Source organism: Pectobacterium parmentieri (assembly GCF_001742145.1).
Classification (GTDB): Bacteria; Pseudomonadota; Gammaproteobacteria; order Enterobacterales; family Enterobacteriaceae; genus Pectobacterium; species Pectobacterium parmentieri.
Window position 1 is genome coordinate 1,779,078 of sequence record NZ_CP015749.1, and the last position, 14,160, is coordinate 1,793,237.

Below are 14,160 nucleotides of genomic sequence, written 5' to 3' on the forward strand. Positions count from 1 at the left end.
ATAAGCGCTCTATTGCTAAAGTGCTTATCTGCACAAACAAAAAAACCACCCGAAGGTGGCCGATACTGATTTTGTGGTATAAAAAAACCGGAGCAGCTTTTTAAGGCATACTCCGGTATCTTTCGCGAATTTAGCGCGTATTCATGCTCAAAGCAACCTCTACCTGTAGGTTGCAGTACTTCTATGAGCTCGTGCCAATCCTAATCCATTTAATCCCATAAAAGTTTCAATATCATACTGAGAGAATTTATTTTTAGGCCCGCGAATTGTTTCAACAATCGCATCATTTTTAAAACCAAATTCAAAATATGAAGTTAGAAAAGAACCGGATATACGATAATGCATCTCACCGAATGGATAGAGTATTACTGTACTATTGTCCTCACCATTCCCCATTACTAAGGTTGAATATGTAATTCTTTTTTCTTTTTCTTCTTTAAATGATACATTTTTAACTATTGTGGATAAAAAACTTAATTCAGCGCTTAGTTTGACTAACATCTCTGATGAGATTTCATCTTTCCCATCACTGAGGATAATGCCGTGTTTTCTTAATATCTGAATAATCGCGGCCTCTAGCTCGACATTATTTAAATATAAAACATCATTTATCTTTATGCTTTCCTTTGGGTCTGGATGATTAGATGCAAACCCAGAAGACAATTCAAACTTATCTTCATCGAATCCTATAGCAACACCTTCTCCGTCTTGGGCATACGCTCTCCACTGACTTAGCAGATCATTTTCTTTAGAGAAGCACGAAATGAACTTTATGTTATTGTTTAAGAACAAATGGTTGTAAATATAATCACGAGAAGAACGATTAATTGAATTGACATTGATAGATAATACTTTTTTTAATGTCTCTATCAACCACACCCCCTCTGCCGAATCATTCATATTATTAGTAGCGCTTAACCACAATTTTTTATTCTTGGCAATACTAATAAATGCTTCAGGGCTGCAATAATGGTAAATAATACCCACAAAAATCTCCTTATTCATTAGACTAATTTAGTCTATCGGAATTGAATCAATCTGTCCCTGAATGGTCTGCATCATCTGCGTATTCAATACCTCAACCTCCCGCGTCGTGTTCTCCATATCCTGAAGAATGCGACCCGTTTCTGCCTGCGTTTTCGCATCATCAAAGCGCTGGCTGCTTGTTAAGATTTGCTCACGCTGAGCCGCCGCCGCAATACGTTGCGCCTCGGCCTCCAGTTTTGCCACCTTCCCTGCTATCTCACGCATCGCCAGGTCTTGCTGCTGCGCCTGCAACTGCTGTTGCTGCTGAGCCGCCTGCTGTTCTTCAGGTGTCATTTCATCCGGCGCTTTCGGCGTACCCAGCGCACTGCGGATACGTTCGATAAACTCGGCTTTCTTCGGCACGTCTAACAACTCGACCCACATATCCAGCACCGTGGCTTGTACCTGCGGCGGCAAGCCGGTGATGACTTGCGACATACGCTCGGCCAGTTGCGATTTATAGGCTGGGGTTTGCTGGATCGGCGCAAGCGCAATATGCGCACGCAGGCGGGAAATATCGTTAGTCATGCCGCCATCGACCTCGGATTCTTCATTGATGGTGACGGACTTGCGGCGACGAGGATCGTCACGGTTCACCACAACGGAATAATTCCGCCGGCGCGTCAGATCCTCCAGCAAATACGACAGCAGCAATTGCCCAACCTGCTGGCAGGCAAACTGATAGTTATCGTTGATTTCCGCCAGTGTTGTAGCGCCTTGCTCGACCAGATTACTGATCGCCACACCAGAAGAAGCACTGGTATCCTGCCCCAGAAATGCTGAGTACACCCCCATGCCATCCTGAATCAGTTTCATACTTTCCTGCATGACCTGGAACTGCTGCTGCGCTACCTGAAAATCTTGCTGAATATTCAGCGCATCGGCGGCGGTCGTTTTATTGTGCCTGTTAGGATTGAGGTTAATCACGCCATCCGGGCGTTCAACTTCTTCAGCCAACTGCTTATCTGTCATATTTGTCGCATCAGCATCCTTGATGATGCGCTTGGCCTGTAGCAGCCAGGTTAATTTGATACGGCGGAAGTTCACTTCATCCTGAGCAGGGATCGCACGGCAGGCTAGACCATACGGTGCACCCGTTTTGTCCTTACGATAGCCCCAGAACGGCACTAACGGGAACATGCCTTGTGGCGCGGAACACAAGCGGTCACCCAGAAAGTGCGGCCCGACAAACCACGCTTCGCGAATCCGACTAACGCGAGACATCACCACCGACACACGTCCAGTCGCCAGCGCCACGGCGTGCATCACATTGTTTTTATCAAATTGGATAACGCGACCATTGGACAGTTCAAGCACCGGCACCCGCTGGTATGTGCGATAGTAGATCACCTGCAACATAACGCGCTTACGGTTTGCGGATACCCATTCCGTATCCTTGCGGCTCCACTGCTGATATTCGTCATAAGCACTGATTAAGGCGGACTCTTGCCCTTCGGCAATATCAGTATCCACAAACCCGCGCCACTCATTGATCGAGTAGTCGATAACCTGTGACATATTAGGAAAGGTCGCTTTCACTTCATCCACGTCCAACCAGCGCTTGCGCATCAGCCAACGGCAATCACTCATGTCGGCCTCGCGACTATGCCAGTCCCAAAACACTTCATTGCGGTGAACGGTCCCGACCTTGTAACGCGAACCAAACAGATCGCTATTGCGACGCACCTCAACCCACGACAACCCCGCCTTGATCTGCTCAGCGTAAGCATCAGAACGCGCCTTATTTATATTCGACAAGCGACAGACGTCAGAAAACTCCGCATTGACCGCATCGGCCAGTTGTTCCATTTCCTCATCGGGATCGTCAGCGATAACCATTAAATCCGTGCGTGTCTTCGCCTCCATGCCCAATACGCCATCGATGGTTGGCGCGATAAGATTGTGCATAGTCAGCGGCTGGCCGCGCTCGCGCAGCTTCGCCACCACTTCCGGTGCAAGCTGATCGCCGTCGTAATACGCACAGGCGGTATTTGCCGTAGTACGCCAGTCCGGTTGCGCGTCAATATCCGATGAAATATCCAGTAATTGACGCTGCGTAAAACGATCGCGATTATCCTGCTGCTGTGGCTTGGCCTCAGCTTCAATAGCGGCTGTGTTCATTAATGTGACATCCAGTGAGTAGGTTTAGAACGGTCGATAGGTTTCAGTTTCGGTCTGGCTGGCATACGAGCACGCATTTCCTGCGCAATGGCATAGCTCATCACCTGGTCATCGAAACAACCGGTTTGTGCGCCCATGCTGCCTTTAGCGTCATAGACATAGGTATTCAGTTCATTGATTGTGCCGATCCAACGAATGCCGCTGGCCTTTTCACGCAGTAACGTTTTCAGCCCCTCAGTTACCACCGGCTTACTCTGCTTGGTCGTCAGCCAGCCCAGCTTCGGCGTTTCATCGTCGTTATCGCGATCGAGGTGCTGCTCGGCATAAATAGCGCGGACGGGGTAAATATCACGCAACTTCTGCAATACCGCATGACCGTGGTTATTTCGTTCTGGTCCGATGTAGGCGGTGTTGTACCACTTGCCGATGTGCGCCAGCAGTTGCGCGAACAATTCAGCATCCAGATGACCGAACCAATGCGCTACCTGTTCGCCTGTCGATTTCTTCACGACATCAAATGAAGATCGGTCACCGTTTTCCAGTCCTTCGGCGATATCCGCACCGATAGCGTAATCTTCATCGGGATCCGGCAATTCCCAGACTAGTAGATGATTTTGCAACGTGCGCTGAAGTTCTTCTTTATCGCCGCCACGCAGTGCCTGCACCTTTGTGCGCTTACCGGTTTCCGGCTCTACGTCATAGACAATCAGCGGTGGGCTACAACGCCCTTCGGCATACATCACATTGATCGCAGGGAACACACGGCGGCCAGAGGTTAAGAAGGCTTCCTGCGGCGTGGAAGGAAATTCCTGTTTCATTTCCTCACCCTGCTCGACCTCTTTGCGGATATACCACTGCTTTTGCTCAGCACTCAGCGTGGCACGCGTTGCCGCTTCCACTGCAGCAAAATATTCCTGATGATATTTACTCAGGCGCAGACCTCCGGCCGGAACGGGTGCAACGTATTTCGGATCGTCAAACCACGGATAGAAATGAAACTTGTAATCCTGCATCGTCAGATCAACGCCGGATTGCGCCAGTTCAAGCGCCCTCGTGCTCATGGTATGGAAGTCGCCGCCCACACCTTCCGCCGTGGATTCGTCAAACACGATGCAGCCGTCATGCACCGCGTTCAGCGTACCGGTTCGCACCTCTTTGGCTTTCGCCGGATACTTGGCGCAGATTTTTCCATGCTCAGAAATGTGCAGACGCTGAACCGTACCTGAGCGGAAAGACGTGGCTACCTGAATGCTGGAGCCGTGAGAAAACAGGATATAGCCGCCATTCGCCCCGCTGCGTCGCTCGGTAATCTTGAAAGATGAACGTAACCAGCCAGGTAGATTGTCGAACGGTATCGATATCTTGGTACGGAAGATTTCGCCCGCGGCGGTCTTATCCTGCGCAATGATCCCGCACTTGATGTTCTTGTTGAATAGCGCCTGATCGAGCAGGTAGATATCAATCGCAGTGGAGAAACCGAGCTGACGCGCCTTAAGAATGATGTTGCGGTAATGCATGTGCTTGAACAAACGACGCTGTGCCGGACGCATCCGAAACGTGACCAATTGGCCTTTTTCATTCTCGATCTTGTACAGATTGTTGAGCCGCCACCACGGATTGCTCAATTTTGACAAAATAAAAAGGCGCTGCTGCGCCTCGGTCATTCCGTCCAGCTCGTCTTCTGCGAGACTGGCATCATAGTGCGGTGTCGTCATTGCGCCAGCATTCCATCATCCGGCATAGCATGAATATCACGCACCACATCGGTTAGCGGCGTCGTCACATCCTTGCTTTCCGCCGTTAACTTCTCTGTCTCCGCTTTCAGCTTGGCGGTAGCCGCCTTAATACGCAGCGTGTCAGCACTCAGGCGCGGAATATTCACCGCATCCAGCTGTAATTTACTCAGGCTGTTCTCGATCGACTCAATCCGGGCAATGTTGCGATCAAGCCCTTGCTCGGCCTTGATGAACTTATCGTAAAGCTCGATACGCGCTTCGACCGATTCCGCGTTCTGCAAATCCTCCATGATTTTGTTCAGCGTTTTCGTCACTGATAATGCACGCGCGCGGGTGAAAATCAGCTCATCCCGCAGATCGGAATCCTTAGCTGCATCGAACAGTTCATCGGCATCCAGATATTTAGCATAAGCACCATGTGTTCTGGCGAATTGATTACCGCGCGGAAATGCGTTTGTCGGCACGCCCGTATTGCCGGGGTTTCCCTCAGTAAAGCGACCACTGGAATCCCTGCCGTGCCTTTTCGTTTCGTGTGCTGAGGCCTCGCTGCTGGTAGCATCTGTGTTTGCTGATTCCTGAGTGTCATTATCACCAGAATTACCGCGCTTTTTCTCGCTTTTGCGATTCGCGCTTTTCTCTTTGCGAATGTGCGAATCACTTTCTTGCGAACAGAGAGTTTGCGAATTCTGTTTAATAAAATCCGTCGCAGCCTTTATCGTGATGTGACGCTTCGCAGAGCTATACGGTACGTCATTCTGAGCGCACCACTCTACTGGGGAGATTCCCGTTGCTAAATATGCAGCGGCATAATCGGCCAGTAGCTTTTTCCAATCGTACTTTGCCATAGCGTCCTACTGAGTAAGCATTATCGAGCCACCTCTGGGAAGTGACTCTGGAATGCCTGATGAATCACTTGAATGCGTGGACTACAGCGCGAAACAGGTAATCTTTCACCTGCTGCTCTTTAGGAAGCTGGTCATACGGGACAAAGCACGGGTGTTCTTTCTTCTCGGCGTCTTTCACTGGCCCATATACCCAACCTTCAGCCTGTTTCTGAGCCAACCAACTATTATGTGACGCTTCTGGGCCGTGCTCACCATTGAGATGGAATTCTACGCCGAGGCGAGCACTATCTTTCTGCCAATCTGGTGCATCGTCCCACGACATTTGACTACCATCTCCTAGGGCTGCGCAGTAGGCGCGGTTGATTTCGTGAGATATTCTGGCAATCAGGTCAATGCTATATCCTCTGTCTTCGGCCTCGGAATTACCCACACCGACACCCGGCAGATTTTCAAACGCCAGTGCTGTTCCGCCTTTACCTGTAATTGCCTTAACCTCCTCCAGCAGGGAAAACGGGATACCATTGATTTTCACGCACTGGTCACGAGGCAAGGTGGTAGATTCAACATCATCGGGCAACGGCTCCGAAAGCGATTGCTCATAAAGGCGCTGTTTAAGCAAATAGCCTTCCAACTGCCAGATTTTGTTAACCGCATTCTGGCGTGCAATCTTACGGCCAATCTCAGGGTCGAAGTTTTCAGGTGATGCGCAGGCTGATTCGCCAGTGACGGTAAAGCCATTACGCAATACCAGGACGCAGAAGGTCAGCAGGTGAAGATTTCCGTTAATCGGGTTAAGGAGTTTGTGACCATCACAAGCGCCCCCCAACCCTTCTGCTGCTGAAAAAAAGTGCTCAGCAACAATAATGCCTTCAATGTGGTCAGGTGTAACACGCGGCGCGGTTAAGCCCTTCGCCTGAATCTCTTTCTCAATGTGTTGATCAGTGACTTGTGTCATGGGATTACCTTTTGTTAGGACGAAAAAAAGCCCCAGCGGATGCTGAGGCTATATATTGAATATCAAAAGTCTTATTTAAATAATCCAGTAAAAGCAAGGCCAAAGGCAAGTATCAAGCCGAATTCAGTCACAAGAAGCATCAACAACAACTGAATATTTTGATACCACGAGCTGCTTTTTGGCACAAAGCTCTGTAAATCGGCAATTACTACATGGCCCAAAGCACAGGCGCGAATCACTGTACAAAGGATTACCAGTGCACATGCTACATAAGATTCATTTTCATAAGTTTTAATTGCTGCATAAATACCAACGGCGCATAAGGCCACTGAAGCGGTATATTTATCATCCATTTCGATAATTTTTTGTGATGCAGAAAGTTTTGTTGTCATATCAGTCTCTTTGTTAGTTGGTATATAACTACGCTACCACATGAAAAAAGAGGCCGAAGTGTTTCAGCAAAAAAAGTGTCTTTTCCGAGAAAATAAATTTAACGCTCAGTAATGTGTTATTTATTATCATCTTTTTGGGAGTCTATTTCCCGTATCCCCGCCAACTGATTTAGCGCTCTGTCTAGTGTCGCCAGCAACGGATCAATCCAATATACCGCCTGCCCATACGTTAGTCTGCACTCGGTGGTAGCGGCACCAGAACCGGTTGTGTCAGCTCCGCCGGCAGTGGCACGCATTGCGCTGGCACGTAGACTGTGCGCGTAGTCGAGCAGCCCAGTAGCGACATCATCAGGCACACACTCACGACTAGCAGGATGATGTTTGATAACTGTTCGGTAAATAATCTGTTTTTCATCGGATTTACCCTTGATGGTGATGGCATACTGATTCGCCTGCCTGGCGATTTCGTTGTAGTGATGAAACTGAAGCGACTGTCCGGCGATAACCGCTTGCTGGCTGGCGCTGATATCTTTCGATTGCTGCTTATCCCGCTGCGCAATATCCGTATCCCACCGCAATCCCTGCACATACCAACCTGCGCCGAACGCAGCAGCCAACCCGCCGTATAACAGCAGCGCTTTCATTTTCGTGGTTAACATGGTTTCTCTGTTAGAAAGTGGACAGATTGATGAAGGGGAGGAATTCAGATTTCACGTAGCGTTGCCAAAACGGCATCAGAAAGACTATTTTTTAGACAAATTAAGCTGTTTTAGGACAAAGTGCCGAATGCCTACCATCGCAATACATAGCAAAATAATGCTATCGGCCTGTCTATCTGATCCACTTCCACCAATCAGCGCCCCCATGCACGAAATAGAAAGTGCCGAATACATGAGTTTGCCGATTACCCCATCTTTAACGTGATCACTGAACACGCACCACCCAGCCCACAGAAGAATGGTGACGTAGGCGATGGTGAAAATCATTGGGCACCTCCACCAAATCGGGATCGGATAAGCCCCCACAGATCGGCAGCTTCAATGGCCTTGATAACGGCAGCAATCAGCGAACCGCCGAACGCCCCCAGAAGAAAGCCAATGCCGCCAGCCGACGAAGGATTGATATTGAAATAATCGCCAACAATGCCTGTCAGGTAGTGGGCGCAGGCGCTACCCGTGAAAACGAAGATCGCGATCCCGCGTGCCGTTCTTAAGTCGCTCTGGAATGGTACAGATATCAGTGCACCAATGAGCCCGGCTACCGCCCATTGAAATTGCTCCCACAGTCGGGATAGCCATTCCATTACACAGCCCCCTGGTACTTGGCATATGCACTCTCAAGTTTGGTGTCATAGCGATTTTTGGCATACGCTGGACCGTTGTAAATTCGGGCGAAGGTTGCCCAATCACGACTTTTCAGCGCCGATAGCAGTTTGTTATCCGCTTTAATAAAGCGCACGAACGAATCGAGTTGCCCGGCTGCCATGTATTGGGCGTTAATGAAAGCTTGTAATGTCGGGTAGCCGCAAGTTTTCCAGTGGTAACCCATGATCTGAAATGCTCCCCACGATGCAGATTGCAACGCGCAGCCGCGATCAATAACAGTCGCAGCCCGATCCATATCTTTATCTTCTTTATCTAGGGATTGGTAACTGCCCGGTTTACGCGCTACCAGATCGGGATGTTTCGCTAATTCGGTATTTGCCCGAGCACCGCCGAAATGTTTCGTCAGTTGCTGATACATAACATGCGGTTCATATTGCACTTTTACCCGACCATCCGATAGAAATCCGCTGCCGCTACTTTCTACTTCGGTCACAGCTTTAATCGTGGCAACCGGAACCCCCAAACCACTCGCGGCGACCCGGTAATCTAAAAGGGTGAGAATTTTGGACATAACACGCTCTATATGCAGGAAATAAAAAAGCCTGCTGGGCGAACCATGCAGGCTTGAGGACTGACCAATAAAAAACCGGAGCAGCTTTTTAAGGCATACTCCGGTATCTTTCGCGAATTTAGCGCGTATGGGCGGGCAGGTCAATCGGGTTTCTGTAGTAATCCGGCGTCTTTTAATGCCAGAACAACATCCATTTGACCATTTTGATTTTTTGCGGCTTCATCAAAGTGTTCCGTCGCTTTTTTCCATAAATCAGATTTAGAATATTTTCTGGTTGGTTCACTTAATAACCTTTCAGCAGCCGCTACGGCGTATTCTTTATTTGGACTGTCTGGCGGTAAATAATTCCCTTTCGGGATATCTTTTATATAACCATCCTGACATAACCCAAGAAATGCAGATTTGGGACAACCTTTTTTCCTGCTTTCTTTACTGCTAGTGAAATGAGTTATTTCATGTTCCCAACACTCTTGCGGCGATTGCCCATAAATAAAATTACTCGCTACAGCAACGGCTGTTTCACCATAAATCCCCATGTCATGCCTCCATTTCATCATAAATTTTAGTGCTGAGGGTGCTAACCGCCTGAGACTCTTCAACATACAACCAGCGCATGCAACTCTTAACCAGATCCAAATATTTCGGCCATTCACCAGCAGATATCACAGCCCCTATGATAGCCAATGATTTACGCAGATGTTCGAACGTCGCCACAATATGCCCATTACCACCACACTCGTTACAGACGGTAATGACAGGGCGCTGCGTTTTTCCTGTTCCGCTACAACGTGGGCAGACATTTAATTGTGCCGCCTGGAGATCCGACCATTCCCGCAGCGCTTTACGTTCATGACTTATTCGCTCGTTAAGTTCGGTGATTTCGATCCCCGCGCTAATGTAATCGGCGTGGCTCACCTTTTCGCGACAGCGCTGCCTTTCAAGCTGCTTTATCTCTGCACGCAATGCATTGGTATTCTTGCGCGACTGCGCCGCTTTAGCGCCGTATCTGCGTAGTAGCCCAGCGATATGATCGATTTGCGCGGGCAGATTGCGATCAAGCACCATACTTAGCGCCAACTGACAGGCAGAGTCCGAGTGCATGAGGTGAGTTCGAGTTTTTACCCAGTTAGAAATAGCATCTCGAATACGCTGTTCTGCCTGGCTATCGTGGCGGTATTTTGTCATTAACAAATCAAAGCCAACGGAATGGCGATGTTGAGCTGTAGCAAACGCGCCAACGATCTGATCTTTGGAAAGAATGCCTTGCCCGCGCCCTATGTTCAGTGATTCAATACTCATACAATGCGGATCGTGCATCTTGATAAGTTGTTCTATGGCTATGGTCATTTGGTCAGTCCTGAAATGATATCATCAGGCTGATTGTATGATTTAGTTTACAGAGAGCAACAATATTACAATTTACAACGTGGGCTAAATTAGCCCCGTGCCTTTTCAACCAAGTCTTTAGCTTCTTCAATTATTATTTGATAAAACTTGGTCTTCAATCTATCCCCTGATGGACATTTTCTTTGTGACTTCCCATAGCTTAAAGCTAAATTTTCACACCAAAGTACGATATCAAACTCTGTCTTCTCAGATAAAAATAATTCTTGCTTATCAAAAAATTTCCTTACTGTCATTATGTGCGGTTCGTCAGAATTACCTTCTAGTTTAGACAACCTTGAATCTACATTTTCCACTTTTCTAGACAGCTCATCATTCTGTCTAAAAAGCTCCGCTACAGCTATAGCATTTTGCACAACAACTTCAGCCATTTTTGTCAGCGCCGACCCCTGAGCTGTCACTGGCGGTGGGTATACTCCATGCTTGGTTAACGATGGTACTACTTCATGATAAAGCCAACGTTGAAATCGCCTTCCCGCTTTAGATTTGTCATTACCCATTATCCTATTCAGACCTGGCTGAGTGACAAAAACCTCTGTTTCCTCATCGAATCTTCCATTATTAACTGGAATATTTTTATATTCATCGGAATCAAGATCATTTATTTGACCTTTGATCAAATTAGGAATGAACTTTGTAGGGTTAACCTCCCCTAACTCTCTATTCTCTTTGTTTAATACAATAAAAATATCTTTTAAAGAAAAATAAAGAATTTCATCTATATAGCATGTCCTTATATCTATAGAACCAGAGGTTCCCTCATAACAGATAGACATTAGATTTTTATTTTCTTTCATATAAACATTCCATTTTATTTATTAAAATAGTTAGCTATGCTGCGGATAGCATGTTCATAACCAAAGCATACCTGAGTTTTATACCCCACGGCTGAGGTTTTTTTTGATCCAAATCTCTTGCTGAGTCGATAACTTACCGCCCTTAGCTTTCATCTCAATCCACAGGCCACCATACCCGCCGCGAGGAAGTGCCAGAAAACATCTGATATGATTATTTTACTCAACCCTTCTTAGAGAGAACAGAAATGAGATATGTATCACCTTCAACTTGGTTTACTTTATTAGTATATATGTCTTCATTGATCATTTTCATTGCACCATCCTCATTACTTTCACGATATAACACGCTATCAATAGTTGTTATTTTCATCGAAGTTACACTTGCTTGCTCTTCGTGACATTGCCTAATTTTTTTCTCTTCATCCTCGTTAACCAAAGCACCTCTGTCTACAATATGTAGCATTCCATCTTTTCCTAAAATAGCATCAGCCAGTTCATAAACTTTATTTTGTGTAAGTATACGATAATGATGTCCTGACTTAGGATTCCCGTTATTTATTAGAATCTTATTGAATGACCTGGCGCCATGTGAACCTATTAGCCAACAAATCACAGCATCTATTTCTTTGGGTTTCAACCACTCGCTTAAAAGTGAATAATCCCATACATCACTTTCAATTAGTATAGCATCATATTCATCTTCATTAATCACCTCAAAAAAATCATTAAAATATTTTATTGTATACTCAATAGCTCCATTAGATTTTTTATACCTTTCCTTTGTTATTTTTCCACGAAGAACAAGTAACACCTTAAATCCCGCATCTTCAAGATTACCTTTAGCGGTTTCAAGACATTTAGGATTTTCATCAATAGAAATGACTTTATGCCCATCAGCAAGCAACTGTTTTGTAGACAAGCCGGCACCACAACCAATTTCGAGAACAAACTTTGCTTCATTTAAAAAACTTGACATCCACTTGTATCCATCACATTTTTTAATCCCTTCTGAATTAACTTTCCACTGGTTACAGTATTCATCCATTGCATCGTTAACAAATTTTTTAACATCACCATTGAAACCTGTCATATAGATCTCCTTTATGGAAAATTATTATCAGACCTTTAACTTTAGATTAATTTTTAACCATGGCAGTCCATCTGAATGTCAAATACAGCGCCTGAAGCAATACTTCTTCTTTCTCCCCCGCCCGCCAGTCATACAGCACGCGCCCATCAATCACATCGTGGCAAGATGAGCAGCCGTATACAGCCCAGAAGTCATCGCCTTTATATCCCATACCATGCGTGGGACTTGGAAGATGACACAATACCGTTGTTTCGGGATTACCGTTACAGATGCCAGGGATCTGCAAGGTGCAAGCCTGCCCTCGGGCAGACTCACGTAACACTTTGCTTCTGAAAGCAGGAGATTTTCTTATCATAATCAAAAGCTCATCAGTTGGCTAACTGCGTTTTCCATTTCATATTCATCAGCAAAATACTGGCTCAACGTCTCATTCCAGATCACGCCAAATACACCACGATAAACCTTGTCGAATTTCTCTTGCCCCATGTTGACGAATGCGATGCTCCAGCGCTGTTTAAGCGTACCGCCATCAGGATTAGGAGCTAGGTCATAGAATCCGGCTTTTACCATGACGTGATTCAGGTAGGCATCTTTGGTTTTAACTGCCTCAGGATCAAAGCGCTGGCGGCGCTGGGCGGCCACTTTTTCTAATACCCGCCCTGCAATGCCTTTCGTCACGTTTTCATAGAGCGATAGATTACCTGCTTCCTGCGCCAGCTCTTTGGCAACCTCTTGGGCTATCCATGACTCTGATCTGCTGACAAATGCCCATTCTGGTTCCCAATACGAAAACCCCAGATCCAGCAACGCCCAGAATTTACGGTGGTGTTTGATATTGCGCCGGTCGCCGATAGGTGTGAGCGAGATCGGGGTGCCGATTGGCACCCCTTTCATTACGTCACGATCATGATCGGTACAGTATTTGATGCCGCCGCCAGGCAGTAGAACGCCCAGTGCTTCGGTTTTATGCTTTTTCGGTGATTTGGTGCGGATAGCTGTTGTCATGCGGCCTCTCTACTTATCAGTCGCCCCGCCTCACGCTGGATCTGCGCTAAAAACGCTTCCCCCGTCGCCAGCAGTTTTTCCCGTTGAATGTAGCTGATAGCCGAACCTCGCCATTCCTTATCAAACACGGCAATTGCCGCACCAAAGCCTGCGCTGCTGGGAATTTGCTTATCGTCTTTAGGCTTGAACCAGGTGGGGACGTCAAAGCCGATACGTCCACGGATGAATGCAACGTGATCGGCCTGCTCCGGCCACCACACTTCAGACGTGGCCGACTTAATGAGGAAAACATAGCGCCCGCCGCACTCCCTCATTTTGGCTGTGTGGGCCATGATGTGACGCATGCCGGTGATATATTCACCCTCATGCATTTTCGCTGTGCTGTACGGAGGGTTAGCGAATGCGGCACCGTTTAATTCTGCTAACCGCGCTGCCCAATCCTGCGCCAGCGCATTGTCCTCTGCCGTGTAAAACGCCGGACATTTGCTATTTTCGCCATCGGTAAACAGATCGAGAACAAGCGGGCCAAACATCGCATTGATGCCCCAGAAAAGCGGATCAGGTGTGCGCCATTGGTCACCGACGTCTCTCAGCAGGTGTGCTGATTCTGACTTCTGGCACAACAAGGAAGATACATATTCGGTTTCGGAGAAATCGATCATGCCACCACCCCGATCACTTTCCGAATGCCGTTATACGCAGGTGTGGAAATGGCACCGTCATTCTCAAGTGCTTCTATCAGCCTGGCTGCGCGGTTGTAGCCGATGCGGAAATGGCGCTGTAGCTGAGAAATTGACCCTTCCGATTTGCCAGTGAGAAATTTCACGGCGTCGTCGTATAGCGGATCTTTATCCAAATCTTCGCTACCAGTAACGGTGGCTTCCACCACATCC

At 47.2% G+C, this 14,160-nt stretch carries 18 protein-coding genes and 1 pseudogene; all 19 read right to left on the minus strand.

What is annotated here, in order from left to right; translation table 11 throughout:
* Window positions 1-159: 159 nt before the first annotated feature.
* The gene (locus A8F97_RS07905; RefSeq protein WP_050512654.1) at window positions 160-987 is read right to left on the minus strand and encodes a DUF2971 domain-containing protein; all 828 of its coding nucleotides are present in this window, start codon (window positions 985-987) and stop codon (window positions 160-162) included.
* Window positions 988-1,014: 27 nt separating this feature from the next.
* Window positions 1,015-3,147, minus strand: coding sequence for a portal protein (locus A8F97_RS07910; RefSeq protein ID WP_050512653.1), 2,133 nt, complete (start codon window positions 3,145-3,147; stop codon window positions 1,015-1,017).
* Window positions 3,147-4,811 carry a terminase gene (locus tag A8F97_RS07915; RefSeq protein WP_033072021.1) on the minus strand — a complete coding sequence of 555 codons (1,665 nt, stop codon included), beginning with the start codon at window positions 4,809-4,811 and terminating at the stop codon, window positions 3,147-3,149. Before A8F97_RS07915 ends, A8F97_RS07910 begins: the two co-directional genes overlap by 1 nt.
* 47 nt (window positions 4,812-4,858) lie before the next feature.
* Entirely contained in the window at window positions 4,859-5,728 is an 870-nt protein-coding gene (locus A8F97_RS07920) for a hypothetical protein (protein WP_033071441.1), read from the minus strand.
* Between the two features lie 64 nt (window positions 5,729-5,792).
* Entirely contained in the window at window positions 5,793-6,050 is a 258-nt protein-coding gene (locus tag A8F97_RS23105; RefSeq protein WP_082218651.1) for a RyR domain-containing protein, read from the minus strand.
* A gap of 270 nt (window positions 6,051-6,320) precedes the next feature.
* A pseudogene (locus tag A8F97_RS07925) lies at window positions 6,321-6,683 on the minus strand (Gp49 family protein); the annotation flags it as partial.
* 71 nt (window positions 6,684-6,754) lie between these two features.
* Entirely contained in the window at window positions 6,755-7,075 is a 321-nt protein-coding gene (locus A8F97_RS07930) for a hypothetical protein (protein WP_033071440.1), read from the minus strand.
* 116 nt (window positions 7,076-7,191) lie between these two features.
* Window positions 7,192-7,734 (minus strand): hypothetical protein, encoded by a 543-nt coding sequence (locus A8F97_RS07935; protein WP_082218618.1) that lies wholly within the window; start codon window positions 7,732-7,734, stop codon window positions 7,192-7,194.
* 84 nt (window positions 7,735-7,818) lie between these two features.
* Window positions 7,819-8,061 (minus strand): hypothetical protein, encoded by a 243-nt coding sequence (locus A8F97_RS07940; protein WP_033071439.1) that lies wholly within the window; start codon window positions 8,059-8,061, stop codon window positions 7,819-7,821.
* Window positions 8,058-8,378, minus strand: coding sequence for a hypothetical protein (locus A8F97_RS07945; RefSeq protein ID WP_015840528.1), 321 nt, complete (start codon window positions 8,376-8,378; stop codon window positions 8,058-8,060). Before A8F97_RS07945 ends, A8F97_RS07940 begins: the two co-directional genes overlap by 4 nt.
* Complete coding sequence (locus A8F97_RS07950) at window positions 8,378-8,971, minus strand: N-acetylmuramidase family protein (RefSeq protein WP_033071438.1); 594 nt, start codon at window positions 8,969-8,971, stop codon at window positions 8,378-8,380. Before A8F97_RS07950 ends, A8F97_RS07945 begins: the two co-directional genes overlap by 1 nt.
* Before the next feature lie 140 nt (window positions 8,972-9,111).
* Window positions 9,112-9,507, minus strand: coding sequence for a DUF6979 family protein (locus A8F97_RS07955; protein ID WP_033071437.1), 396 nt, complete (start codon window positions 9,505-9,507; stop codon window positions 9,112-9,114).
* A 1-nt stretch (window position 9,508) separates the two neighbouring features.
* The gene (locus A8F97_RS07960; protein WP_033071436.1) at window positions 9,509-10,318 is read right to left on the minus strand and encodes a TIGR02642 family protein; all 810 of its coding nucleotides are present in this window, start codon (window positions 10,316-10,318) and stop codon (window positions 9,509-9,511) included.
* Window positions 10,319-10,407: 89 nt separating this feature from the next.
* On the minus strand, window positions 10,408-11,172 hold the full coding sequence (locus tag A8F97_RS07965; RefSeq protein ID WP_033071435.1) for a BRO-N domain-containing protein: 765 nt from the start codon (window positions 11,170-11,172) through the stop codon (window positions 10,408-10,410).
* A gap of 220 nt (window positions 11,173-11,392) precedes the next feature.
* Window positions 11,393-12,262, minus strand: a complete 870-nt coding sequence (locus A8F97_RS07970) for a methyltransferase domain-containing protein (protein WP_033071434.1) — start codon at window positions 12,260-12,262, stop codon at window positions 11,393-11,395.
* A gap of 46 nt (window positions 12,263-12,308) precedes the next feature.
* Window positions 12,309-12,617: a DUF1364 domain-containing protein gene (locus tag A8F97_RS07975; protein WP_033071433.1), complete on the minus strand. Its 309-nt coding sequence runs from the start codon at window positions 12,615-12,617 to the stop codon at window positions 12,309-12,311.
* Window positions 12,618-12,619: 2 nt separating this feature from the next.
* The gene (locus tag A8F97_RS07980; RefSeq protein WP_033071432.1) at window positions 12,620-13,267 is read right to left on the minus strand and encodes a DUF1367 family protein; all 648 of its coding nucleotides are present in this window, start codon (window positions 13,265-13,267) and stop codon (window positions 12,620-12,622) included.
* Entirely contained in the window at window positions 13,264-13,929 is a 666-nt protein-coding gene (locus A8F97_RS07985) for a phage N-6-adenine-methyltransferase (RefSeq protein ID WP_033071431.1), read from the minus strand. The genes A8F97_RS07980 and A8F97_RS07985 overlap by 4 nt, the downstream gene beginning before the upstream one ends.
* Window positions 13,926-14,156, minus strand: a complete 231-nt coding sequence (locus tag A8F97_RS24590; protein WP_227001615.1) for a DNA translocase FtsK — start codon at window positions 14,154-14,156, stop codon at window positions 13,926-13,928. Before A8F97_RS24590 ends, A8F97_RS07985 begins: the two co-directional genes overlap by 4 nt.
* Window positions 14,157-14,160: the final 4 nt, after the last annotated feature.

Bases quoted from the DNA above. Each gene is read 5' to 3' on its own strand.
- A8F97_RS07930 (WP_033071440.1), bottom strand. From the start codon at position 7,075: ATGACAACAAAACTTTCTGCATCACAAAAAATTATCGAAATGGATGAT.
- A8F97_RS07960 (WP_033071436.1), bottom strand. From the start codon at position 10,318: ATGACCATAGCCATAGAACAACTTATCAAGATGCACGATCCGCATTGT.
- A8F97_RS07910 (WP_050512653.1), bottom strand. From the start codon at position 3,147: ATGAACACAGCCGCTATTGAAGCTGAGGCCAAGCCACAGCAGCAGGAT.
- A8F97_RS07985 (WP_033071431.1), bottom strand. From the start codon at position 13,929: ATGATCGATTTCTCCGAAACCGAATATGTATCTTCCTTGTTGTGCCAG.
- A8F97_RS07945 (WP_015840528.1), bottom strand. From the start codon at position 8,378: ATGGAATGGCTATCCCGACTGTGGGAGCAATTTCAATGGGCGGTAGCC.
- A8F97_RS07915 (WP_033072021.1), bottom strand. From the start codon at position 4,811: ATGACCGAGGCGCAGCAGCGCCTTTTTATTTTGTCAAAATTGAGCAAT.
- A8F97_RS07980 (WP_033071432.1), bottom strand. From the start codon at position 13,267: ATGACAACAGCTATCCGCACCAAATCACCGAAAAAGCATAAAACCGAA.
- A8F97_RS07935 (WP_082218618.1), bottom strand. From the start codon at position 7,734: ATGTTAACCACGAAAATGAAAGCGCTGCTGTTATACGGCGGGTTGGCT.
- A8F97_RS07965 (WP_033071435.1), bottom strand. From the start codon at position 11,172: ATGAAAGAAAATAAAAATCTAATGTCTATCTGTTATGAGGGAACCTCT.
- A8F97_RS07975 (WP_033071433.1), bottom strand. From the start codon at position 12,617: ATGATAAGAAAATCTCCTGCTTTCAGAAGCAAAGTGTTACGTGAGTCT.
- A8F97_RS07940 (WP_033071439.1), bottom strand. From the start codon at position 8,061: ATGATTTTCACCATCGCCTACGTCACCATTCTTCTGTGGGCTGGGTGG.
- A8F97_RS07950 (WP_033071438.1), bottom strand. From the start codon at position 8,971: ATGTCCAAAATTCTCACCCTTTTAGATTACCGGGTCGCCGCGAGTGGT.
- A8F97_RS07955 (WP_033071437.1), bottom strand. From the start codon at position 9,507: ATGGGGATTTATGGTGAAACAGCCGTTGCTGTAGCGAGTAATTTTATT.
- A8F97_RS07920 (WP_033071441.1), bottom strand. From the start codon at position 5,728: ATGGCAAAGTACGATTGGAAAAAGCTACTGGCCGATTATGCCGCTGCA.
- A8F97_RS07970 (WP_033071434.1), bottom strand. From the start codon at position 12,262: ATGACAGGTTTCAATGGTGATGTTAAAAAATTTGTTAACGATGCAATG.
- A8F97_RS23105 (WP_082218651.1), bottom strand. From the start codon at position 6,050: ATGTCGTGGGACGATGCACCAGATTGGCAGAAAGATAGTGCTCGCCTC.